Source organism: Acinetobacter sp. YK3 (assembly GCF_001729365.1).
GTDB lineage: Bacteria > Pseudomonadota > Gammaproteobacteria > Pseudomonadales > Moraxellaceae > Acinetobacter > Acinetobacter vivianii.
In genome coordinates, this window is sequence record NZ_LZPJ01000104.1 from 15,956 (window position 1) to 39,341 (window position 23,386).

Here is a 23,386-nt window from a genome sequence, read left to right on the forward strand (position 1 = left end):
TTTATGAAGCAACTCATCCAACAAGTACAAGAAAATGTCATCAAGGCGAAAACGTTATATCAGGAGTTTCGCCTTTATGATTTTGCCAGTTATTCAATTAACTATTTAACACCTAAAGATACTTTTGAAAAAGAAGAGCATCTAGCCTATGGGCTCAAAGCAAGACAGCGTCTGGATTTGTATCGGACTAAAAATCCGAAAAAGCAAAGACCGCTGATTGTATTTGTACATGGCGGTTCTTGGCAGCATGGCAATAAGCGTGATTATTTATTTGTTGGAGAAAGCTTTGCCAGAGAAGGCTATGATGTTGCGGTGATTAACTATCATCTTGCACCAGCGCATATCTTTCCCACCTTTATTGATGATATTGCGCAAGCGATTCATTATCTGAGTCAGAATCAGGACAAACTCAATATTTCGACAGATAACATCATATTGATGGGCCACTCAGCGGGTGCTTTTAATGTGATGTCTGTAGTTTATTCAGCTTATTCACAAAGTTTTAAATATAAAGACAAGATCCGTGCAATTGTTGGCATGGCTGGCCCTTATCATTTCGATTATAAGGGTGACCCGCTGGCAGAGCATGCCTTTGATCAGAAAGTGTCGTATCAGCAAGTCATGCCTTATTACTTTATTGAGCCGAACCAGATTAAGCATTATTTATTGATGGCTGAACAGGATCAGCTGGTTGGTAAAGAAAATAGTTTTGATCTAGATAAAGCATTAAGAGAAAAGGGCAATCATAGTCATATTGCCGTGATTCCAAAGACAGGGCACATTACGATTGTGGCGACACTGGCAAGTTTAATGAGCCATTATTTCAAAACCAAACGTACAATTCTGCATTTTCTGGATGAGGCGTTAGAGCCTTAATACACATCTTGATCTGATTGATCCGTTCGGATCGTGAGGGCAGATTGCTGAGAGATCAGTAATCTGCCTTTTTTAGTTGGATTGCATGGCATCAACAATGAGATGAATCCCTGTTTGCGGATCAATGTTCAAAGCTGTGCAATACCAGACATATTCCACCACATCCAGTCGCCGTTCACCTTGCTCTACTTTTTGTACATACGAGTGTGGCTTAGCCATGCGCGATGCTAATTCGCGCATAGTCAATTGTTGCATTTTGCGCTGCTGCTTAAGCCAATGGCACAAAATGTTCATTTCATCGGTATGAATGCTACTTGTCATTGTACCTATTTATGGTAAATTGACTTAATTACCCAAAATAGGTACAAATCTAGTGTTGGGTAATGCATGAAAAAATCTGAATATGTGTGATAGATCAATAAAAAATTAAATACTTTGAGGGTGATTCAATGTTGTGCAGCAGGTACAAAAAATCGCAATTAAGGCGAGTTTTCTTATCGCTAAATAGGAATGTGAAAGCAGGTGCAATTGAATGGAGGATATGAATTGCAACAGCGATATAAAACATTGGGCACAAGCATTGATAAGAGAGGATCCGATCCCGAATGTCTTGTCTTTACCGCCACAACCACTTGAACCGGAAATATTTCCTTCAGAAGTGGTGCCTGCAACCTTGGCAAATCTATTTCATTTTCTGATCCGTAGTGAAGATGGACAGTGTGAGACAACACTTGCGCCAGTCATTCAATCTTTATTTAGCCATTATCCCGATGTCCAGCAAAAGCTGGTTCAACGTATACTTCAGTCCAGATCTGGAATGATGTTAAAACCTATTGCTTCACAACTGGTCAGTATTTCACAGCTACTGGATCAGCAGACGCATGAGTGGTTAATTCAACAAGCATTGAGCGTAATGTTCTATCGCCAATGGTCAGATGAGCAGGTATATGAGGTACTGAACCAATTATCTCAAGCATTGAATATTGATTCAGCACAGATGCAGGCGATTATTGCAGGGCTCAAAGGCATTCGTGGATCAGACAATACTGATAAACATCAATCCAATGAAAGGATTTAGGCCACCTTTTTGTTTTCGATCATTTGCATAATCATGTTATGCGCAATACTGCCTTTAAAAGGAATTTCTGGCAGCTGATCGAATTTAAAGAATTGTGCATCACTGATTTCTTCAAGCTGGAGCTGGATTTCACCAGAGTCATATTCAGCATGAAAGGCAATCATTAAGTTACTTGGAAATGGCCAAGGCTGGCTCGACATATAGCGGATATTTTTCAGTTTCAGTCCGACTTCTTCAAATGCTTCACGTTGCACGGCTTCTTCCAAGGTTTCGCCGACTTCAACAAAACCTGCGATCAGTCCATACATATTGGTTTTATTGTGCGCTGACTTGGCCAGCAAGACTTCATCATTGCCTTTGGTGATAATGGTAATGATGCACGGTTGAACACGTGGATATTGATGATAAGCACAAGCAGGGCAAATCATTGCATATTCTTTAGGGTGTACTTCGGTTGCATGACCGCAGTGACTACAGAATTTGTGATTGCGTCGCCATTCCAGCAATTGAACTGCACGGCTGGCTTGCAAGAAATCACTGCTTGACCAGCTTTGAATCAGCTCCCGAATCGGAATGAGTTGGTAGCCTTCAGGAATGGCTTCATCTTCAAGAAGATCACGTGCGATGACGTGATCATTCTGATGGATGGGGAGGTCACTTGCTAACTTTTCAACCTTTGGCAGTTGAAAGTTTTCGTCTACTAAAAGTTTTTGGTGTTGAAAAATATAAGCAAGTGATAGTTGAGTCATTATGCGGCTTTAGATTGTAATTGCTGACTGTTTGATAATGCCACATCAAACATAGATTGCAAGACTGGTTGCTTGTTCTTCAAGTTATCAACCAGTAAATCCAAGCCTGCCACAACATTTAAGACACAATTAATTTCTTCCGCAGAGAATGCCTGATTTTGTGCCAGACGATGCTGAGCGAATTGTGCTGCACCGACCAACGCATTTTGTTGTGCTGAGCTACCGAGGAACAGGGCTGCACCAGCAAGCTCTTTCAAATAGCCTGGCAAAGCTTCTAGACTATGTGCGCTAGGATCTTGCACGTAAAGACTTAAAGTCTGGGTTAAGGTTTCCACCAGCGTTTTTGTTTCAGTCAATAAAGCCTGATGCGCTTCATCTAAACGATCCAGCGAGATCTGCATATTATTGACGCGTAACTGTAAACGGCTCGAAGTGTAATTACGTTCTAGAATGCCAATAGAGTTCATTGACGCCAAAATACTGTTCATGAGCTGCTGCACCGAAGTTGCATCAGTTAAGGTATTTGGCAAACTCAGTTTTTCAGCTTGCTGAGTTAACTCTCGTGCAGCTTGATTGAGATTCAATACCTTGAAAACATTGCAAAGTTGAGTCAGTTTTTGCTGAATTTCCTGTGTCTTTTCAGGTGACATATTTTGATGGTTATATTCAATTTCATTACGAATCTGAACCATCTCATTGGTCATTAACTGGCTAATGGTGTGCACTGTTTCATAGTCAGGGCCATATAAATGACGGCTCAGAACTTGAAGCTGAGTGTCGCTAAGTAATTCATCACCAATATTTAACTGTTCACGAATATGTTCAGACACTTCATCTTCCTGACTGATACAGATGCATAAAATGTCTGCCAGATCAGCAATGCTATTCTTGAAAATAGTTGGCTGTGCCAGAAATTTACCGATATTGGTTTCAATTTGAATCAAAGTACGTAAACGTGCTTCGGTAATCGAAAGTTCATCAATGTGACCTAAGCCAACGTTGACCAGTTGCCAGTACTGCTGACTTGGTTGGCCTGCCGCTAAACCAGCAAGATAAACACCTACTAATTTAATGCCTTGCAGGTCAAGCGCTGTTTCTGATTGTTTAATCAGTTTGTTTAGACAAAGCTTATATAGCTGATGAATATATTGCGATTGTTCCAGATTCGGTGCCTGAGGCAAATTAAAACTTGGCGTAATAAACTCAAGTAATGGTTGAACCGTCTGGCCTTCTTTGGTTAGTGGGCGGCCTAATGCTTTTTCTAAACGGTTAAGTGTATCTAGCAAGAATTGCGGCACTTTTACTTCGCGTAAGCAGATAAACTCAATATAACGCTTCAGCATGGTTGTGCCTTCGCTTAGAGCAACCACATCACTGGTCTGAACCTGTTGAGGTTGAGCCATGATTTTACGCATCAACTCAGCAGAGTATTGAGTAATTTGTGATAAGTGAGGCATATCAATCAGAGCAAGTACTTGCGTACATTGTTCAAACTGGTTGAGCGCATCATCAATCCCGAATGGTAAGGCTTGTTCTTCGGCAAGGGTATTGACTGCTGTTTCTACCAATTTAATCGAGTTATCGATCTCATTTTTTATTATTAATAATGCCGTTGGGTCGAAGTGAATCGAGGTTTGGTAAGACATATGACCTACACCTTTCCTGAGTTGTTATATCCATGGGCCTTCTGTTGAGAAGGCCTAAATCTTTAATAGTTAATATAACGTAAGTTTTAAAACTTGAAATACAAAAAATTACATTGAGCAGTAAATTTATTTTGCGAAAAGGCAAGGCTCTCCATGTTTTTGCTCGTATTGTTTGACCCAAGTCTCATGTTCATTTAATTCATGTTCCGAAGGTTCGATGATGGGTAAATCAACCTGCACACGTTGACGCGTTGTTTTATTCTGATTTTTTTCGGTTTGAGAGAGGGCATCCATATCAAAAGACACTTGCCCACCCGTCATGGCTAGATAGACATCAGCTAGAATCTCGGCATCGAGTAATGCACCGTGGAAGGTACGATCTCGTGCCGGAATTTCATAACGGCGAACCAGCGCATCCAATGAGTTCTTCTGTCCCGGGTGCTTGTTCTTGGCAAGTGCTAGCGTATCGGTCACTTCACACACGTCTGAGAGTGGCGGTAGGCCAACCCGTTTGAACTCGGTATCAAGGAAGTTCATATCGAAGGTTGCGTTATGCGCGATAATTTCAGCGCCTTTTAAATAGGCAAATAAAGTATCGGCAATCTCGGCGTATTTCGGTTTGTCCTTTAAAAAGTCATCGCTAATACCATGGACATTTTCAGAGTCGCCAACTGGTTTTTCTGGATTGATATAAATATGAATCGAGCTGCCCGTAAGTTTACGGTTGATCATCTCAATCGCACCGACCTCAATAATACGATCGCCATCCTGAAAGTAAAAACCTGTGGTCTCTGTATCCAGAATGAGCTGACGTGGGCCTTGCAGCTTTAATTTTGCTTCAGTCACAACAATGTGCGGATGTTGACTAGAAACAACGGGTGCTGGAGACATTTCTTCTGTAGTCTCGATTTCATCAGCAACATTATTTTCAGTTTCTTCGATCATCTCAACATCATCCACATCTGCATCCATATCTAAGCCAAAAGGATCATTTAAGAGCCAATCAGCTTCAGGCTTTTTTGTATCAGCGTTAGCCTGTGTTGTATTTTTTAATTGTTGAGCCGTTTGTTCTGCACCTAAATTTGCCAGTTGGTCAGCCATTTCATTGCCTTCATGACCAGCATGACCTTTAATCCAGTTCCATTCAATGTTTCGGTTGGCGCAGACAGCATCCAGTTTTTGCCATAAATCTGGATTTTTAACATCTTTCCAGTTTTTCTTTTTCCAGCCATGAATCCATTCGGTGATGCCTTGTTTTACATAGTTGGAATCTGTCCAGATAATGAGATGGGCATCTATAGGACAAAAGGAAACCCCTTCGATTGCTGCTTGCAGTTCCATACGGTTATTGGTTGTTTGAGGTTCGCCGCCACAAAGTTTGTGCTCACCTTGTTCGGTAATGACATAGGCACCCCAACCACCGAGACCTGGGTTTCCTTTGCATGCGCCATCAACGTAAAGCGTGATTGTTTGTGACATATCTGAACCTGAACAATAAAATAAACAGCGTGAAAATTTGAGTATTAAGAATCCGAAAAAGAAGGCTAATCTTCAATTACGAATTAAGCAAATCAACCAGAACCAAGATTTTTGCTTGAGTTCAGGTCATTTGAGAATGTTAGCATCCCCGTGCGCCAAGGGGTATTGTAAAGCCAAATTCTGTTTTTGAACGTTACAAAACTCATCTTTTTTAATTTCTTGTAACATTTCCATGCAAATCACGTTAAATTATTACCTTGTCTAAGTGACATGCTTTAATACAATGGCAAATCTAAAGTAAAACTAGCGTGAGTTGACTGGAAGTTTTTATGTATAAATCTGGCAAATTGGTGTGGCAAACATCTGCAACATCATTATTCAAAATCACTGTACTCACTTCTGCTCTAGCCGCGTTGGGAATTACCACGGGTTGTTCTTCAACACCTCAATCAGGAAAAACATCATCTTCTAAACAGGCGGGTTCGGGTTATCTGGACGCAAGCAGTTTAGACTCACTGGAAGACTTACTTTCTGCTACCGATATGCGTGCTGTGGAAGGAGACCGGTTACTGGTGCTCAAACATGGTGATGTGTGGAAACGCATGACGGTCGGTTTCAAGATGGACTTGAATCATTGGGATTCCCGTATTGAAGCGCAACGTAGCTGGTTTATTTCACGTCAACCTTATTTAGACCGTTTGAGCGCCCGTGCCAGTCGTTATTTATATCACACTGTAAAAGAAGCAGAACGTCGCGGTATGCCGACTGAGCTGGCTTTACTTCCGATTATTGAAAGTTCTTACGATCCTGCAGCGACCAGTAGTGCAGCAGCAGCAGGTTTATGGCAGTTTATTCCAAGTACGGGACGTATTTATGGTTTGCAACAAACCAGCCTGTATGATGGTCGCCGTGATGTCGTAGAGTCAACGCGTGCGGCTTATGAGTTTTTTGGAAGCTTGTATAATCAGTTTGGTTCATGGGAACTCGCGCTTGCTGCCTATAATGCAGGCCCAGGTCGTATTCAGCAGGCGATTAACCGTAATCGTGCTGCAGGTCTACCAACTGATTACTGGTCATTAAAACTTCCACAAGAAACCATGAACTATGTGCCGCGTTTCTTGGCGGTTGCCCAAATTATTAAAAATCCGGGTGCTTATGGCGTGAGTTTACCGCCGATTGCCAACCGTCCTCACTTCCGTGAAGTAAGTTTATCGACACCACTTGAGTTAAATCAGATTGCTTCGATTACTGGTTTGAGCCGTGCTGAGCTGTATGCATTGAACCCAGGCTATCGTGGTGAAATGGTTGATCCACTCAGCCCGATGCGAATTTTAATTCCAGCGGATTTAAGTCCATCAATTGATGCTAAATTACGTTCTGGCAAATCAAGTTCAGGTGGTTTCTGGGCAAGCAACAAAACGCCACCGCCAATGGCAAACAATTCGTCGAGTACATCAACCACCATTCGTACCACAACAAATACAGCGCAAACGGTGAGTCCATCGACCAAGACACCGCCGAATTTAACAGCAAGTAATACAACGCGTACCACGACACCAACGATCCCAAAGACTAAAGTGAATACGCCTAGAGGATCTGATGCGCTGGCTTCATTTGCAGCAGCGGCAGACGTTCCAAGTGCACCACGTATTCCAGTGGCAATTACACCTGCTACCAATATTAAACCTGTGAAAACAGAGCCACCTATTTCTGCGCAAGAGCGTGAGAAAATCACGGCTGCAATCAAGGAAGAAGGCAAAAAGGAAACTGTTGCTCAAGCTTTAGAGCCACAAGCAACTCAAGCTGAGCGTGATCAGGTCGTTGCAGAAATTAAGGCAATTGCACCGAAAGGCACCGAGATTGTCGATCCATTTGATGGCAAGATTAAACTGACTGCGATTCAAACCAGCCAGTCCGTGGCCGATGAGAAAGGTCAGGAAGTCAGCAAGGGCTTTGCTTATCCAAAAAATCTGGTTGAAGATAGTGCCACAGCAAATAGTGATGACGCTAAACGTAACCAAGGCAAGCCTTATATCAAGACAGATACCGATGTTGTCGTGACCGCGCCGAAGGGCAAACGTAGTACCTACGTGGTACAACCGGGAGATACCTTAGCGGTTATTGCTCAGAAAAATGGCGTGAACTGGCGCGATATCGCCCAGTGGAACCAGATTGATCCAAATGGAACTTTATTTGTTGGCGCAAGTTTGTATTTATACAATGCCAAACCACAAGCAGAAGCTCCAAAAGCAGCTGAGAAACCTGAGAGCTACGTGGTGCAATCAGGTGATAGCTTAACCAATCTGGCTTCACGTTTTGATTTAAGCCTGAAGCAGCTCGCTGATTATAATAATCTGTCTGTGACCGATGGTTTATTTGTTGGGCAACGACTTACGCTGATTGAGCCTAAAAATAATTCACGTACCACACAGCAAAGTACCCGTAATAATGAGACAAAAGCGGCCGCAACATCTAAGGTGGCAACAAAATCTTATACAGTTAAACGTGGCGAATACTTGAAACTGATTGCTGATCGCTATGCGTTGTCGAATCAGGAACTGGCTTCTTTAACTGCGGGCTTAACTGCGGGCAGTAGTCTATTTGTGGGACAGAAAATCAATGTTCCATTGCATGAAGTTTCTCAAACAGAAGAAGCTGCTGAGCCTGCTAAAAATACCGTTAAATACGAAAATGTAACTGCATCGACCAGTTATAAAACTGAAAATTATACTGTGCAACGTGGCGATACTTTATCCAGTATTGCGACCAAGTCAAAGATCAGCTTGAGCGAGTTGGCTGAACTCAATAATTTGAAGACAAATAGCGGTGTTCGTTTAGGTCAAAGCTTAAAGATTCCAGCAGGTTCAACAGTCCCTGATCAGTATGTGGTTCAGTCGGGTGATAGCCTGAATGCGATTGCTGCCAAGTACAATCTGCAATTGAGCTATGTTGCTGACCTGAATGGTCTGGAACGAACTGCGGGTGTACGTGTAGGTCAGCGTTTGAAATTAACAGGCGATGTTCCTGCAAAAACGGCGACCAGCAGCAATACAAAATCGAGAGAAGACAGCACACCAGAAGTCTATACTGTGAAGTCAGGTGATACTTTAGGCAACATTGCAAACCGCTATAATTTACAGCTGGATTATGTGGCAGGCTTAAATGGCTTAACCCGTACCAGTAACGTGCGTATCGGTCAGCGTTTGAAATTGACAGGCGATGCACCTAAAGCTGAAACAGCAAGTGTCGATACAGCGCCTAAGGCCGCAGCACCAAGCCGTAATACCGAGCGCTATAGCGTAAAAGCAGGCGAGTCTCTGAATAGTATTGCCAATCGTTTTGGTATGTCGGGTCGTGAGTTGGCAGATTTAAATAATCTGAAAGCCAATGCCAGTTTGCAACGTGGACAAAATATCTTGGTTCCAAAAACCATTGCCGAGTATAAAGTTAAACGTGGCGATACGCTGATTGGTTTAGCAAGTCGTTATGGCATGGAAACCAACGCATTGGCAGAAATGAATGACTTAACCCCAAGTACTCAATTACGCATTGGTGATGTGATTAAAGTTCCTAGCCTGTAATTCAGCATGAACTCATTGCTTTGCACAAAAAGGCTTAGTCTATTGTATGGACTAAGCCTTTTTGCTCCGCTTTCATTTGCAGCCATGCAAACCACACCCTATTTAGCCATGCATGTGCAGCCTAAATATGCCCAGCTTAAAGCAATGCCTTATGTCAATCCCAATGCACCCAAAGGTGGGATGTTGAGTCAATCTAGTCTGGGGACCTTCGATAATTTAAATAGCATGAATGGCAAGGGCAGTTCGACTGAGGGGGTGAACTATCTGTTTGATAGCCTGATGGATCGTTCACTGGATGAACCGCGGGTGATGTACCCTTTACTGGCTGAGAAGGTCAGTTATGATCCTGACCATTTGCAAACTGTGACCTTTCATTTAAATCCCAAAGCCCGTTTTAATAATGGTCAGCCTTTAACAGCAGAAGACGTCAAATTTACCTTTGATACCTATCAAACCAAAGCCAATCTCGGCTTTCAAATGTATTTATCGGATTTGGCAAGAACGGAAGTGCTGTCTAGATATCAGGTTAAATTCATTTTTAAATACAAAAATAATGTCGAGATGCCCCTGATCGTGGCGAGCCTACCGATCTATTCAAAACTGGACTGGAAAAATAAAGATTTTAGCCGTGTCACGTTGCAACCGATTGTGGGCTCTGGGCCTTATATGGTAGAGCGTATTGATGCCGGACGCAGTATCACCTATAAACGCAGTCCGAATTATTGGGCCAAAGATTTGCCTGTTAATAAGGGCCGTTATAATTTTGATCGGCTGAAATACGTGTATTACCGAAATTTAGATGTTAGTTTTGAAGGTTTTAAATCACGGCAATTTAATTTATACGAAGAAAAAAATATTCGGAATTGGGTCACCTCCTATAATTTTCCAGCTGTGAAATCAGGCTTGGTCAAAAAATACAAAGCACGGTTAGCCACACCGCTTGATATTCAAAGTCTGGTATTTAATATCCGTCGCGCTCCATTAAATGACATTCGCTTACGTCAGGCATTGACCTATGCCTATGATTTTGAATGGCAGAATAAAGCTTTATTTTTTAATCAAAATCAGCGCTTACAAAGTTATTTTGATAATACCGATCTGGCTGCTAAAGGTCGCCCGAGTGCTGCTGAGTTAAACATACTCAAACCTTATTTGGCACAATTGAATCCGCTGATGCGACAAGGCGTATTGACTGATTGGCGCTATCCAGTTTCCGACGGCAGTGGCTTTAATCGAAACAATCTATTGATTGCGCAAAAGATTTTAAAAGATGCAGGTTATGTGATTCGTGATGGCAAATTATATGATCGTACAGGTAAAGCCATTCAAATTGAATTATTGATGCAGCAGGAAAATCCGCAACGTGAGCTGATGCCTTTTGTGCGGAACCTGAAAAGATTGGGCATTCAGGTTAATCTTAGACAAGTCGATGTTCCTCAGTACATGGAACGCATTCGCCGTCAGGATTTTGATATGATGGTGTTGAAATTGCCACAGACCTTAACACCTGGTAAAGAACAGGCTCAGTTTTGGGGAAGTGCAGCAGCAGATGAATCGGGTAACTATAATTATTCAGGTATTAAAAATCCTGTAATTGATCAAATGATCGAAAACATTGTTATGGCTAAAACACGTGAAGAAGTTGTGCTCTATACTCGTGTGCTTGATCGTCTGTTACGTGCGGGTTATTACCAGATTCTGACCTATGGAAAACCTGAACGCTGGTTTGCCTATTGGGATATTTATCAGCAGCCAGCAGTGAAGCCAAAGCTTTCTGTGGGATGGGAATATTGGTGGGTGGATACAGATAAGGCGAAGAAGCAGGAGCAGTCTATACAAAAGCATTAATTAGAATGGTTTTGACTAGCGTTTGATGAAGTTGTTAGATTAATATTACGGAGTCATCGAGTTCCCATCTTAATTTCAGGATAAGTTTTTCAGCTGGAGTGACTTTGGTTTCGCCTAGTAAGAAGCTACGCTGCGGAAGAAAGGCTTCTTGCGCTGCTATATCGCAGCTCATCTCAAAACCTGTTTACTTATTGGACCTCTTTTATTATTTCGCAAAAACATGATCTTGTTTAAAACACGCAGGTTGTGGATGACGTTTCCGTGTATTTTCTCTCAAGTTAGATTTCATAAAAACTTAGTAAATAAATTAATAAGGGTTCGATTTCAATGGTTCACTATATTCTAAAAAGAATGTTGTTGATGATCCCGACATTATTTTTCATTTTATTGATTAATTTCTTGATTGTGCAAATTGCTCCTGGCGGGCCAGTTGAACAGGCGATTCAGCAAATTCAAAATGCACAAGGTTTAGGCGCAGGAGCAAGCGGGCAGTCTAATCTGGCGAATCTGGCACAATATCAGGGTGCACGTGGTTTAAGCCCCGAAATGATTGAAAAAATCAAAGCTCAGTATGGTTTTGATCGGCCTGCAACAGAACGTTTCTGGCTGATGCTGATAGGGTATATGCATCTGGATTTTGGTACCAGTTTTTTTAAAGATAAGCCTGTCACGCAACTCTTATATGAAAAACTGCCTGTGACCTTGTCTTTGGGGTTGTGGAGTACTTTTCTAATCTATCTGATTGCTATTCCTCTCGGCATTAAAAAAGCAAAAAATAATGGCTTGCTGTTTGATCAATCCACATCGTTATTATTGGCAGTCAGTTATGCCATTCCATCGTTTGTTTTTGCCATTTTATTGATCGTCTTTTTTGCGGGTGGCAGTTATCTGCAATGGTTTCCATTGCAAGGGCTAGTGTCTGAAAATTTCTCCCAGTTAAGCTTCTTGGCAAAAATCAAAGATTATCTGTGGCACATGTGTTTGCCGATTTTGAGTATGCTGCTCGGTAGCTTTGCCGCACGTACTTACCTGACAAAATATGCATTTGTAGAAGAGCTGAACAAGCCTTATGTATTAACAGCCCGAGCGAAAGGATTAAGTGAAAATCAGGTGCTATATGGGCATGTCTTTCGTAACGCGATTTTGATTGTGGTTGCTGCTTTGCCAGAAACGTTGGTGGGGATTTTCTTTGTCGGTAATTTATTTATCGAGATCATTTTTAATCTGGATGGGATTGGATTATTGGGTTTCGAGGCGATTACCCAGCGTGATTATCCTGTTATCTTTGGCACCTTGTTTTTATTTACCTTGTTCGGAATGATTTTACGTTTACTGGGTGATTTGCTTTATCACCTCATTGATCCGCGGATTGATTTTGAATCAAGAGGTGGACAATGATGTCACCTTTAATGCAAGCGCGATTTGATCGTTTTCGGCAAAATAAGCTGGGCTTTCGCTGTTTAATCCTATTTTTGATTATTTTCGTGTTGTCTTTGCTGGCGGAACTGATTGCCAATGATAAACCCTTGCTGGTGCGTTATGAGCAGTCTTTTTATTTTCCCATTCTGAAAGATTATCCAGAAACCACATTTGGTGGTGAATTTGAAACGGCAACGGATTATCAAGATCCAGTGGTAAAGCAGTTGATACAGACGCATGGCTGGATGATTTCGCCTCTGGTAGCTTTTTCTTATCAATCGCCGAATCTGTCTTTGGCTGTACCTGTTCCTTCTGCACCGAGCGCACAGAACTGGCTCGGCACGGATGATCAGGGGCGTGACGTATTTGCCCGAATCCTGTACGGTCTGCGGATTTCACTCTTATTTGGATTTGCACTCACATTCTGTTCTGCTGTGGTCGGGATTATGGTCGGGGCGATACAAGGCTATTATGGTGGCTGGGTTGACTTGATTGGGCAGCGCATTCTGGAAGTGTGGGGTGGCTTACCGATGCTTTTCATTGTGATGATTCTGGTCAGTATGTTTAGCCCAAACGTGTATTGGTTATTTGTGATCATGTTGCTTTTTGGCTGGACAGAGCTGGTCGGCCTAGTACGTGCTGAATTTCTCCGTGCCCGTAATTTTGATTATGTTCGTGCGGCGCAAGCATTGGGTGTCAGTCAGCATAAGATTATCTTTAAGCATATTTTACCCAATGCGATGAGTTCTAGCCTGTCGCAGATTCCTTTTATGCTGACGGCAAATATTATTGCTTTAACTGCACTTGATTTTCTGGGCTATGGCTTGCCACCTGATTCAGCTTCACTCGGAGAACTATTATTACAAGGGAAAAATAATCTGGATGCGCCGTGGCTGGTGTTGTCGGGCTTTTTTAGCTTGGCAATCGTTTTGTCTTTATTGATTTATATTGGGGAGGCGGCACGTGATGCATTTGACCCAAGACGATAAGTTGTCTCTAAATCAACCTTTACTCAAAGTACAGCAGCTCAGTATTTGTAATAGCGCTGAGAAGTTGCTTGAGGATGTCAGTTTTGAGATTTATCCTGCCCAAACCGTTGCCATTGTGGGAGAAAGTGGTTCAGGTAAATCCATTACTGCGTTGGCATTGTTGGGGTTATTAGCTCAGACATTAAAGGTGACAGGTGCAGTTCAATTTCAAGATCAGGATGTACTGAGACTCAGCCAACCGCAGTTGCAGCAAATACGTGGTAAGAAAATTGCCATGATTTTTCAGGAACCCATGACAGCATTGAATCCTTTGCATACTGTAGAAAGAATGCTTGGGGAAAGCCTGCTTTTACAAGGTTCCGCAAAAGCTGTGGTACGACAAAACACCTTGCGTTTGTTAGAAGATGTAGGCTTGCCTGAAGCGGAATATCTTTTAAAGCGTTATCCACATGAATTGTCAGGCGGTCAACGTCAGCGCGTTATGATTGCTATGACCTTGGCTTTAGAGCCAGATATTTTAATTGCTGATGAGCCGACGACAGCGTTAGATGTGGTGTTACAGGCACAGGTCTTGATGCTACTGAAAAAACTACAGCAACAACGACAGATGGCGATGATTTTAATTAGCCATGATCTCAATCTTGTTCAGCAATATGCAGATCATGTGGTGGTACTGAATCAGGGGCGGCTAGAAGAGCAGGCAAGCAGCGCTGAACTTTTTAGGTGTCCTCAGAGCGTTTATACGCAAAATTTATTGAATCACGATTTTGGGCAAGCTTTGCTGCTACAACCCTCAGAACGATTGCTTGAACTTAAAAATGTCACGGTAAAATATCCCGTCAAAAGAGGTCTATTTCCTCGGATCCAAGCCTATAAGATTGCTGCTGAATCAATTAGTTTTACTCTAATGCAAGGTGAGGCTTTGGGGATTGTTGGAGAAAGTGGTTCAGGCAAGTCCTCAATTGCCTTGGCAATTGCCCGTTTGATTGCGAGTGAGGGGGAAATCAGCTTTCAGACACGAGATCTAAATCAGCTTAACCAGAAACAACTTCGGCCGATTCGTAGCGAACTTCAAATTGTATTTCAGGATCCTTTTAGCAGTTTAAATCCACGAATGACCGTTGAGCAGAGTATTGCCGAAGGACTTAAACGCCAAGCGATTTCCCCGCAACAATACGCTGCAAAAATTGATGAAGCCTTGCTCAAGGTTGAGCTATCTCCTGGGGATAAAGACAAATATCCGCATCAGCTTTCAGGCGGGCAACGGCAACGGGTTGCACTCGCACGAGCTTTGGTGGTGCAGCCGAAACTGATTATTCTGGATGAGCCTACCTCTGCGCTGGATCGATCTACTCAGCTTGCAATCATTCAATTGTTACGACGTTTGCAACAGCAAGAACAAATCAGTTATCTGTTCATTAGTCATGACTTGCAAGTCATTAAAGCCCTGTGTCAAAAAGTGCTGGTGATGCATGAAGGGAAAGCCTTGGAATATCAGGTAACCGAGACTTTATTTGCCCAGCCCCAGACGGAATATACCCGTCAGCTGATTGCTGCCAGTGAATATCCTCATTGTAAATAAACTGACATGTGATATTGTCAATTTGTCGGAACAGCTATTGACACCACTAATAATCGGATTAAATTAGAGCAAACACTCTAATTGCAGCAGAGGATGGCCATGAGTCAGATTGCAGACAGTATTCAGATACGTAATACCACATTTAAAAATCGCATCATTAAAGGGGCAATGAGTGAAGCACTTGCCAATGATGCAGGGCAACCGAATGATTTGCTGATTGGTTTATATGAAGCTTGGGCGAAAGGTGGTTTAGGGTGCGCCGTTACAGGTAATGTAATGGTGAATATTGGCGCCAAAAATGAACCAGGTGTGGTGGCAATTGAAACTGAGCGTGATCTGGAAAAATTAAAGCAATGGGCTGCTGTCGGTAAAAAACACGGTATGGTGCAATTGATCCAGTTGTCACATCCAGGTCGCCAATGTCCCAAGGGTTTAAATAAAGAAACGGTTGCACCTTCGGCTGTACCTTTTAGTCCTGTACTGGCAACCATGTTTGGAACGCCACGTGAGCTGACGCATGAGGAAATTCTAGATATTATCCAGCGTTTTGCGACCGCTGCTGCTGTTTGTGAAAAGGCGGGTTTTGAAGGGGTACAATTTCATGGTGCACATGGTTATTTAATCAGCCAGTTTTTATCACCATTAACCAATAAACGTACTGATCAGTGGGGCGGTTCAATCGAGAACCGTATGCGTTTCTTGCTGGAAATTTATAAAGCAGTACGTGCGGCGACCTCTGAAAATTTCATCATTTCGGTTAAATTAAACTCGGCTGATTTCCAGCGTGGTGGCATTACTGAAGAAGATGTCATTACTGTATTTAAAGCGATTGATGCAGCAGGTATCGATATTATTGAAATTTCAGGTGGTACTTATGAAGCACCTGCGATGGCGGGTGCAAAAGCAGAAAAGCGTAAAGCCAGTACCATTGCCCGTGAAGCTTATTTCTTGGAATTTGCCGAAAAGATTCGTCAGCATGTGTCATGTAAATTGATGGTAACAGGTGGTTTCCGTACAGTCGAAGGAATGAATGCAGCTTTGGTCAGCGGTGCATGTGATTTCATTGGAATTGCGCGTCCTTTAGCGGTAGAACCAGATTTGCCAGAGCGTTTAATTGCAGGGCATGATGTCCGTTATGCGGTAAATCAGATTAAAACAGGGATTCCATTTGTTGATAAAATGGCAATCATGGAAATCATTTGGTATGCAGCGCAATTCAAGGCGATTGGGCAAGGTAAAAAACCAAATCCAAAACTATCGCCGCTATTGGTCTTCTTGAATTATGCAAAAGGAAATATCAAGGCTGTGGTGAAAGGCCGAGTCAATTCACGTAAGTCAGCGTAATATTTTCTAGGACTCTTCGGAGTCCTTTTTATTCGGGCAATAAAAAAGCCACTGTCTAAATAATGCAGTGGCTTTTTTGAATTTGGCGTCCCTACGGGGATTCGAACCCCGGTTACCGCCGTGAAAGGGCGATGTCCTAGGCCTCTAGACGATAGGGACTTCTTGAGGTGGGTGTATATTAGGGGTCTGTCACCAAAGTGTCAAGAAGGTGAGGAGACAGTTTGTTCAAAATATAGCAAAACAGTTCAGCAGTCTTCTGTGTATCGTACAACGCAGAGTGTGCTTCTTTGCCATCAAACTCGATTCCAGCCTGAATACAGGCACGCGCCAACACCGTTTGTCCGAACATCACCGCACTCAACGTCACCGTATCAAAGACTGAAAAGCTATGGAACGGGTTCTGGTTCTTTGTTCCAGAGCGTGCAATCGCAGCTTGAAGGAAACCTAAATCAAAGTGCGCATTGTGTCCCACCAAGACCGCATGGGTACATTGTTGGGCTTTTCGGACTTCATTTAAAGATTTGAAAATACGGCGTAAAGCAGTACGTTCATCTTCAGCCATGGCAATACGCATTGGGTTAGAAGGATCAATACCAATAAAATCGAGCGAACGTCGATCCAGATTGGCACCTTCGAATGGATTGATATGCGCTTGGAATGATGGGCCTGGTACAAATTGACCGTTTTCATCATAAACAATTGGAATACACGCGATTTCAAGCAGTGCATCGGTTTGTGAGTTAAAACCTGCTGTTTCGACATCGACGACAACAGGTAAAAATCCACGAAAACGCTGACCAATTACAGGAGCTTTGTTTTCTTCTTGTGTCACACTTTTCTCCATTGCAGTGTTTTGCCTGCATGAAGTGGAATAATTTTTTGATCTTCAAGATAATCAAAAGACTCGGCAACCGTATTTTCTTCTTTCACTAAGGTGATTGTTGAAGTATTACGTGGTAAACCATAGAAGTCAGCACCAAATATGCTGGCAAAACCTTCCAGACGTTCTAGCTTACCGACTTGGTCAAATGCTTGTGCATAAAGCTCAATGGCATTTGGTGCGCTATAGCAGCCTGCACATCCACATGCATTCTCTTTGGCATTTTGCGCATGTGGTGCGCTGTCTGTGCCAAGGAAGAATTTTGGATTGCCGCTGGTCGCTACTTCTAATAACGTCGTTTGATGGGTTTGACGTTTTAAAATCGGCAAACAGTAGAAGTGAGGCTTAACACCACCAACCAACATGTCATTACGGTTAAACAGTAAATGTTGAGGGGTAATTGTTGCAGCAACATTACGATCCTGCTCAAGCACAAAATTAGCCGCGTCGCTTGTTGTAATATGTTCTAGCACGACTTTTAATTGAGGGAATTGCTTGAGGAGCGGTGACAGGATTTCATCCAGGAATCTTTTTTCACGATCAAAAATATCGACGTGATTATGAGTCACTTCGCCATGAAGCAATAAAGGAACCTGATGTTCCTCAAGTTGTTCAATAACGCCATATACCTTACGGATATCACTTACGCCATTATCCGAGTTGGTGGTTGCACCAGCAGGATAAAGCTTAATTGCATTAACGAACTCAGATTCTTTAATTTTACGAACTTCATCTGGAGAGGTATGGTCAGTAAAATAAAGCACCATGCGCGGATCAAAATTCAGACCTTCAGGAACATGCGCCAGAATACGCTCGCGATAAGCTAACGCTTCTTCGACAGTTTTAACAGGTGGAACAAGATTCGGCATACAAATTGCGCGGGCAAATTGTTTGGCTAAATCAGGGACAGTGCGTTTTAAAGCTAAACCATCACGCAGGTGTGCGTGCCAATCATCGGGTTGCAAGAGTGTAAGAGTATTCAAGGTCTACTTCAAACTTAAAAATAATACAAATAATAATGCATAAACCGTGAAAATGGTAACTACAATTACGGATAAGTGGTTAAGCAAAGCACATGACAAAATGAGAAATTGTGTTATTTTTATGCGGCACAAGAATAGTGCATTATAAAAAGAGTATTCGGGATGGATAACCAATATGATCTTGATCAATTACGGAGGTCAAAAGAAGATCTAGAGCAGCTTGTTGCCCAGCATATCCAGTCCAAAAATGCCCATCAAACCTTACCTCAAGCACTGGAAAATGAATTCTGGAAGTTTAATGTCGACCGAACGCGAATTAATGCGATTCAGTTTTTCGGACAAGGCGTCATTACCTATACTATTTTTGTGCTGTTGATTTTACCTTCTAATTTTATTGTGATTCGAAACAGCGAAAATTTTGTTCTGGATTTTATTTATAGCATCCTGAGCCTGATTGTGGTGGGTGCTGCACTTTTCCTGTTTTGGGCAGTATCGCGTTTTAAACAAGTCAATTCCTTATTTTATCCAGCCGTCTGTGTGATTGTGTTTTTTACAATTGTATTGACCTCATTACTCATGATGAGTGTGTCGAATGTCGTCTTACAAAATCAGGCTATGGTACTGGTAGCATTTCTATATATGCTGGGTTTTATCCTGAGTGGCATTCGACCCGTACATATGTTGTGGATTGGTTCTTTCGCAGCGATATCGATTCTTGGATTTTTATTTCTATTTCATATTCCCTGTGATTTTCTCATGATCGGGCGGACATTGATTGGAAGTTTATTATTAGGTTTTTCAATTAGTGTCATGCTGACCTCCAAAGAAAGAAAAATATTCATCAAGTCAAAAATATCGGAAATTGATGAGCAGATTCTCCGTCTTCAGGCTTCCGAACTATTACATTTAAGTCAGCATGATGAACTGACCAATGTGTCAAACCGCCGTACTTTTGAAGAAATGTGTACCTATCATTATCAGCAAGCATGTAAAGAACATAAGCCTTTGTCTGTGCTGTTTATCGATATTGATTATTTTAAAAACTATAATGATTTCTATGGTCACCAAATGGGGGATCAGGTCATTGCTGAAATTGCAAAAACCATAAAAAGCTCAATTCGACATATGGATTTTGTGGCGCGTTATGGGGGGGAAGAATTTGTGGTTCTACTTCCTGAAACGTCGGCTCAAGGCGCTTATGCGGTGGCAACCAATATCTACCGCGCGATTGACCGCTTAATGATCCCGCATCACAAATCGACAGTTTCTCATTATGTGACCATTAGTCTGGGCATTACCGTGTTTAATGGCAATGCAAAAATCAGTCAGGAAATGCTGATTCATACGGCCGATAAAGCTTTATATCGTGCTAAGCAACTGGGACGTAACCAGATTTACTATCAGCCATTACCGACCTTAGAAGAAAATATTTAAGCAATAAAAAAACCGAATATCAGAATCGATATTCGGTTTTTTGTTTAGAACAATTTTAAATTATTCCAAGAATTTTACAGTCACGCCTGAACGTACTTTCGCGCCCAAGTCGTTAGCATCCCAGTTAGTCAAACGGATACAACCGTGTGATGCTGTTTTAGAGATTAAAGACGGATTTGGCGTACCATGAATACCAAATGATTTTTTGCTTAAACCGATCCAGATATTACCTACTGGTGCATTTGGACCTGGTGGTAAAGAAAGGGGTTTAAGGTTTTTACCTTGCACAAAGTTTGATGGAGAGTAGCTATACCAAGGGTTTTTCGCTACACCCACTACTTTATAGGTACCTGTCGGAGAAGGCGTATCAGTACTGCCAATTGTTGCAGGAAATGAGGCAATCATCTGGTTATTGCTGTTGAATAAATACAGTTGACGTGCGCCTTTATGTGCCACGATCAAATGAATATCTTCAGGTAGATCATTGCGCACATTGGCTACAATAATTTTTTCACCAGGTTTTTTGAATGTTGCCGTAGGATTCAGTTTCTTTAAGAAAGCCTCATCCATATGGAATTTTTCACCCAGCATTTCTGTAACACGGGTGTAGTACAAACCTTTCATTTTTGCTTGTAAAGCATAGTCTGATGGGATTGAATCCGCATAAGGGCCTTTAAAGTCAGCATCAGTCAGCGTGTATTCTACATAAGCTGGCTTAGTTTGCTTGGCAACGAGGGCATCCCATGTTTCTTTAGTCAACTGACCCGTTGGGGTAATACCGTTCATTTGCTGGAATGACGCAATCGCTTTTAAGGTATTTTTACCATTTGAACCATCAATAGCACCAGGTGAAGCATGTGCATTGTTTAACATCACATGTGCACGTGCATAAGCTGGAAGTTGTCCTTTCGGTAAACCTTCAGGCCATTCAGCATTATTCATGCTGTCCAGCGTCCATGAAACTTTAGCTGTAGGAGCAGCAGTCTTTGAGGTCGTTGAGTCAGATGTATTTTCTAATTTTTGCGATACAACCGAAGCAGCGCCAGTATTCACTTGAGGCTCAGATGCCGCTTGAGCGACCACACTCGAAGCGGGTTGAGCTGCAACACTTGAGGCAGGCTGGGCAGTAACACTTGAAGCTGGACGTTCGATAGCCAGAGGATCAATCGGATCTTGTACTGAACCAGCGATTTTTTTTGGATTTAATGGTTGCTCAGTTGTTGGAGCAGCGAAAGCAACATTAGCAAGAATACAACTTAAACTCATAGCGAGTAATGAGCGAACAAACATGTAATTCAACCTTATGAATTATTCATATTGAGATATAAGATATTGCAAGTATTACAGAAAATGAGCGCGCTTGCAGTAGCAGTTTTGTGTCAAAGCGAAAATTTATTTTAAGTCATGAATTTTGTATGGAATTCGACTTATAAATTCCCAGCTAACTTTGTTATCATGCGCTTTATATGAAAAAATTTAGAGATTGGTAATGACAACGTTGAAAAATGATCGTTTTTTACGAGCTTTATTACGTGAACCTGTAGACACCACACCTGTATGGATGATGCGTCAAGCAGGGCGTTATTTACCAGAATATCGGGAAACGCGTGCACAAGCAGGTGATTTCCTCTCTTTATGCAAAAATACCGAATTTGCTTGTGAAGTGACTTTGCAGCCACTACGTCGTTATGAGTTAGATGCAGCAATTTTATTCTCAGATATTTTAACTGTTCCTGATGCTTTAGGTTTAGGTCTGTATTTTGAAACTGGTGAAGGCCCAAAGTTTCATAAAACAGTACGTACCGAACAAGATGTCGCAAATCTGCCGAAATTAAATGCCAAGTCAGATTTAGCTTATGTGATGAATGCGGTATCGACCATTCGTTCAGCTTTAAATGGGCAAGTGCCATTAATCGGTTTTTCTGGCAGCCCTTGGACTTTAGCCACTTATATGATTGAAGGTGGCTCAAGTAAAGAGTTTCGTTTCACCAAAAATATGATGTATGCACAGCCAGAAGTGTTGCATGCGTTATTGGATCATCTTGCAGATTCAGTGATTGACTATCTCAATGCTCAGATTGATGCAGGTGCTCAGGCGATCCAGATTTTTGATAGCTGGGGCGGTGCGCTGGCGCATAGAGAATATGTTGAGTTCTCATTGAATTATATGACCAAAATCATTGCTGGATTGCAAAGAGAAAAAGATGGTCGCCGTATTCCGATTATTGTCTTTACCAAAGGTGGCGGACAGTGGTTAGAGAATATGCTGACTACGGGTGCAGATGCATTTGGTTTAGACTGGACTACACCGCTTTATACCGCACGAGATGTTATTGCAGGACGTGCTGCCTTACAGGGTAATCTAGATCCAGCCGTACTTTATGGTTCAGCTGCTTCGATTGAGAAATCGGTCAAAGCCATGTTGGATGATGCCTATGCCAATGGTGAGAAAACAGGTTATATCGCCAACTTGGGTCATGGTATTACCCAGTGGGTCGATCCGGCTCAACCGAAAATTTTTGTGGATACAGTACATGAATACAGCGCGAAATATTTAGGCTGATATTTAACAGACACTTCAACGTTAAACAGGCTAGGATCAGTTTCGTGCAGTTTATTGTATTACCACTCAGTTTTATTACTAAGGCAGCTTCGGCTGCCTTATTTGGGTTATTGTTGCTGATCGCATTTGCAGTCACTGCACCCATGGGAAGTTATGAGTACTGGGGCTTCTTTCGTTATGATTATTTGCTGTTTTATGCCCTCATCATTCAGGTTTGTCTGGTTTATTTAAAGTTAGAATCATGGGCAGAAGCGAAGGTTATTGCCTTATTTCATATCATGGCAATGGGCATGGAGATATTCCTGACCCATCCTGCGATTGCATCTTGGCAATATCCGCAACCAGCTATTTTTAAATTATGGACTGTGCCACTCTTTGCTGGATTTATGTATTCAGCCGTGGGCAGTTTTTTCGCTCGGTCATTACGGCTTTATCAGGTCTCTTTTGAATATTTACCGCAATTTGGCAATATGCTGTGTCTGGCGGTTTTATCTTATTTAAATTTTATGACTAAGTTTTTTATTCCAGATATTCGGGTGGCTTTATTTATATGGAGTGTTGTGATTTTCTGGAAGACCAAACTTTATTTTCAGTTGCAAAAATATCGCTTTAAAGTGCCGATGTTACCGATTTTACTGTTGTTGGCTTTCCTGATCTGGATTGCTGAAAACATTAGTACTTTCTATCAAATCTGGCTCTATCCAAGTCAGGTAGATGCATGGCATATGGTGGGTTGGGGTAAATTAGGCTCTTGGTATTTATTATTATTACTGAGTCTGGTTTTGGTATTAAAGATTCTTGGTACACGAGATAAACATGGGATATGGCGCTTAAATTAAAGTTGTCGAGAGAATGGGGCTTTTGCCCCTGATATAAATATTTCAGATATATTTAAAAATTTATTTGCTAAAACAAGTCAAGCTGGTTATTTTAAT

18 protein-coding genes and 1 tRNA gene are annotated in these 23,386 nt (G+C 41.9%); 11 read left to right on the forward strand and 8 right to left on the reverse strand.

The features are described from left to right. Positions 1–3 precede the first annotated feature (3 nt). On the forward strand, positions 4–876 hold the full coding sequence (locus tag A9Z07_RS12165; protein ID WP_004773754.1) for an alpha/beta hydrolase: 873 nt from the start codon (positions 4–6) through the stop codon (positions 874–876). Positions 877–948: 72 nt separating this feature from the next. Here the strand turns inward: A9Z07_RS12165 and A9Z07_RS12170 are convergent, their stop codons facing one another. Beyond that, positions 949–1,197: a helix-turn-helix domain-containing protein gene (locus A9Z07_RS12170; RefSeq protein WP_069578933.1), complete on the reverse strand. Its 249-nt coding sequence runs from the start codon at positions 1,195–1,197 to the stop codon at positions 949–951. A 211-nt stretch (positions 1,198–1,408) separates the two neighbouring features. Here A9Z07_RS12170 and A9Z07_RS12175 point away from each other — a divergent pair, with 211 nt between their 5' ends. Beyond that, positions 1,409–1,954 carry a hypothetical protein gene (locus A9Z07_RS12175; protein WP_069578935.1) on the forward strand — a complete coding sequence of 182 codons (546 nt, stop codon included), beginning with the start codon at positions 1,409–1,411 and terminating at the stop codon, positions 1,952–1,954. Here A9Z07_RS12175 and nudC read toward each other — a convergent pair. The 3 genes from nudC to dnaQ all read right to left on the reverse strand — a co-directional run bounded on the left by nudC (position 1,951) and on the right by dnaQ (position 5,828). After that, positions 1,951–2,703 carry an NAD(+) diphosphatase gene (gene nudC, locus A9Z07_RS12180; protein ID WP_062847178.1) on the reverse strand — a complete coding sequence of 251 codons (753 nt, stop codon included), beginning with the start codon at positions 2,701–2,703 and terminating at the stop codon, positions 1,951–1,953. The two genes, A9Z07_RS12175 and nudC, sit on opposite strands and share 4 nt — an antisense overlap. After that, positions 2,703–4,349 carry a chemotaxis protein gene (locus A9Z07_RS12185; protein WP_069578937.1) on the reverse strand — a complete coding sequence of 549 codons (1,647 nt, stop codon included), beginning with the start codon at positions 4,347–4,349 and terminating at the stop codon, positions 2,703–2,705. Before A9Z07_RS12185 ends, nudC begins: the two co-directional genes overlap by 1 nt. A 126-nt stretch (positions 4,350–4,475) precedes the next feature. Next, entirely contained in the window at positions 4,476–5,828 is a 1,353-nt protein-coding gene (gene dnaQ, locus A9Z07_RS12190; RefSeq protein WP_069578939.1) for a DNA polymerase III subunit epsilon, read from the reverse strand. A 329-nt stretch (positions 5,829–6,157) separates the two neighbouring features. Here dnaQ and A9Z07_RS12195 point away from each other — a divergent pair, with 329 nt between their 5' ends. The 6 genes from A9Z07_RS12195 (at position 6,158) to A9Z07_RS12220 (ending at position 16,591) form a co-directional block, all read left to right on the forward strand. Further along, a complete protein-coding gene (locus A9Z07_RS12195; RefSeq protein WP_069578941.1) occupies positions 6,158–9,409 on the forward strand; it encodes a lytic transglycosylase in 3,252 nt (1,083 codons plus the stop codon). Positions 9,410–9,415: 6 nt separating this feature from the next. Further along, positions 9,416–11,257 (forward strand): extracellular solute-binding protein, encoded by a 1,842-nt coding sequence (locus A9Z07_RS12200; RefSeq protein ID WP_069578943.1) that lies wholly within the window; start codon positions 9,416–9,418, stop codon positions 11,255–11,257. Positions 11,258–11,584: 327 nt separating this feature from the next. Then, a complete protein-coding gene (yejB, locus tag A9Z07_RS12205) occupies positions 11,585–12,655 on the forward strand; it encodes a microcin C ABC transporter permease YejB (protein WP_069578944.1) in 1,071 nt (356 codons plus the stop codon). Next, positions 12,655–13,665 carry an ABC transporter permease gene (locus A9Z07_RS12210; protein ID WP_069578946.1) on the forward strand — a complete coding sequence of 337 codons (1,011 nt, stop codon included), beginning with the start codon at positions 12,655–12,657 and terminating at the stop codon, positions 13,663–13,665. Before yejB ends, A9Z07_RS12210 begins: the two co-directional genes overlap by 1 nt. Then, positions 13,643–15,247, forward strand: coding sequence for a dipeptide ABC transporter ATP-binding protein (locus A9Z07_RS12215; protein WP_069578948.1), 1,605 nt, complete (start codon positions 13,643–13,645; stop codon positions 15,245–15,247). The genes A9Z07_RS12210 and A9Z07_RS12215 overlap by 23 nt, the downstream gene beginning before the upstream one ends. Positions 15,248–15,346: 99 nt before the next feature. Further along, the gene (locus A9Z07_RS12220; RefSeq protein WP_069578971.1) at positions 15,347–16,591 is read left to right on the forward strand and encodes an NADH:flavin oxidoreductase/NADH oxidase family protein; all 1,245 of its coding nucleotides are present in this window, start codon (positions 15,347–15,349) and stop codon (positions 16,589–16,591) included. 83 nt (positions 16,592–16,674) lie between these two features. Here A9Z07_RS12220 and A9Z07_RS12225 read toward each other — a convergent pair. From A9Z07_RS12225 to pyrC, 3 genes are all read right to left on the reverse strand, one after another. Next, positions 16,675–16,750, reverse strand: a tRNA-Glu gene (locus A9Z07_RS12225). Between the two features lie 19 nt (positions 16,751–16,769). Further along, on the reverse strand, positions 16,770–17,435 hold the full coding sequence (gene rnt / locus A9Z07_RS12230) for a ribonuclease T (RefSeq protein WP_004773731.1): 666 nt from the start codon (positions 17,433–17,435) through the stop codon (positions 16,770–16,772). Then, positions 17,420–18,454, reverse strand: coding sequence for a dihydroorotase (gene pyrC, locus A9Z07_RS12235; protein ID WP_069578949.1), 1,035 nt, complete (start codon positions 18,452–18,454; stop codon positions 17,420–17,422). The genes rnt and pyrC overlap by 16 nt, the downstream gene beginning before the upstream one ends. A gap of 162 nt (positions 18,455–18,616) precedes the next feature. Here pyrC and A9Z07_RS12240 point away from each other — a divergent pair, with 162 nt between their 5' ends. Beyond that, a complete protein-coding gene (locus A9Z07_RS12240; protein ID WP_069578951.1) occupies positions 18,617–19,888 on the forward strand; it encodes a GGDEF domain-containing protein in 1,272 nt (423 codons plus the stop codon). Positions 19,889–19,948: 60 nt separating this feature from the next. On the opposite strand, the gene A9Z07_RS12245 is transcribed toward A9Z07_RS12240, so the two are convergent. After that, complete coding sequence (locus tag A9Z07_RS12245) at positions 19,949–21,178, reverse strand: L,D-transpeptidase family protein (RefSeq protein ID WP_004773728.1); 1,230 nt, start codon at positions 21,176–21,178, stop codon at positions 19,949–19,951. 199 nt (positions 21,179–21,377) lie between these two features. Between A9Z07_RS12245 and hemE the strand changes: the two genes are divergently transcribed. Next, positions 21,378–22,451, forward strand: a complete 1,074-nt coding sequence (gene hemE / locus A9Z07_RS12250; protein ID WP_004773727.1) for a uroporphyrinogen decarboxylase — start codon at positions 21,378–21,380, stop codon at positions 22,449–22,451. Positions 22,452–22,495: 44 nt separating this feature from the next. Next, positions 22,496–23,290, forward strand: a complete 795-nt coding sequence (locus A9Z07_RS12255; RefSeq protein WP_069578952.1) for a DUF817 family protein — start codon at positions 22,496–22,498, stop codon at positions 23,288–23,290. Positions 23,291–23,386: the final 96 nt, after the last annotated feature.

Bases quoted from the DNA above. Each gene is read 5' to 3' on its own strand.
- A9Z07_RS12240 (WP_069578951.1), top strand. From the start codon at position 18,617: ATGGATAACCAATATGATCTTGATCAATTACGGAGGTCAAAAGAAGAT.
- A9Z07_RS12245 (WP_004773728.1), bottom strand. From the start codon at position 21,178: ATGTTTGTTCGCTCATTACTCGCTATGAGTTTAAGTTGTATTCTTGCT.
- yejB (WP_069578944.1), top strand. From the start codon at position 11,585: ATGGTTCACTATATTCTAAAAAGAATGTTGTTGATGATCCCGACATTA.
- A9Z07_RS12185 (WP_069578937.1), bottom strand. From the start codon at position 4,349: ATGTCTTACCAAACCTCGATTCACTTCGACCCAACGGCATTATTAATA.
- rnt (WP_004773731.1), bottom strand. From the start codon at position 17,435: ATGGAGAAAAGTGTGACACAAGAAGAAAACAAAGCTCCTGTAATTGGT.
- A9Z07_RS12215 (WP_069578948.1), top strand. From the start codon at position 13,643: ATGCATTTGACCCAAGACGATAAGTTGTCTCTAAATCAACCTTTACTC.
- A9Z07_RS12170 (WP_069578933.1), bottom strand. From the start codon at position 1,197: ATGACAAGTAGCATTCATACCGATGAAATGAACATTTTGTGCCATTGG.
- dnaQ (WP_069578939.1), bottom strand. From the start codon at position 5,828: ATGTCACAAACAATCACGCTTTACGTTGATGGCGCATGCAAAGGAAAC.
- A9Z07_RS12175 (WP_069578935.1), top strand. From the start codon at position 1,409: ATGGAGGATATGAATTGCAACAGCGATATAAAACATTGGGCACAAGCA.
- A9Z07_RS12210 (WP_069578946.1), top strand. From the start codon at position 12,655: ATGTCACCTTTAATGCAAGCGCGATTTGATCGTTTTCGGCAAAATAAG.
- nudC (WP_062847178.1), bottom strand. From the start codon at position 2,703: ATGACTCAACTATCACTTGCTTATATTTTTCAACACCAAAAACTTTTA.
- A9Z07_RS12165 (WP_004773754.1), top strand. From the start codon at position 4: ATGAAGCAACTCATCCAACAAGTACAAGAAAATGTCATCAAGGCGAAA.
- A9Z07_RS12200 (WP_069578943.1), top strand. From the start codon at position 9,416: ATGAACTCATTGCTTTGCACAAAAAGGCTTAGTCTATTGTATGGACTA.
- A9Z07_RS12195 (WP_069578941.1), top strand. From the start codon at position 6,158: ATGTATAAATCTGGCAAATTGGTGTGGCAAACATCTGCAACATCATTA.
- A9Z07_RS12220 (WP_069578971.1), top strand. From the start codon at position 15,347: ATGAGTCAGATTGCAGACAGTATTCAGATACGTAATACCACATTTAAA.
- hemE (WP_004773727.1), top strand. From the start codon at position 21,378: ATGACAACGTTGAAAAATGATCGTTTTTTACGAGCTTTATTACGTGAA.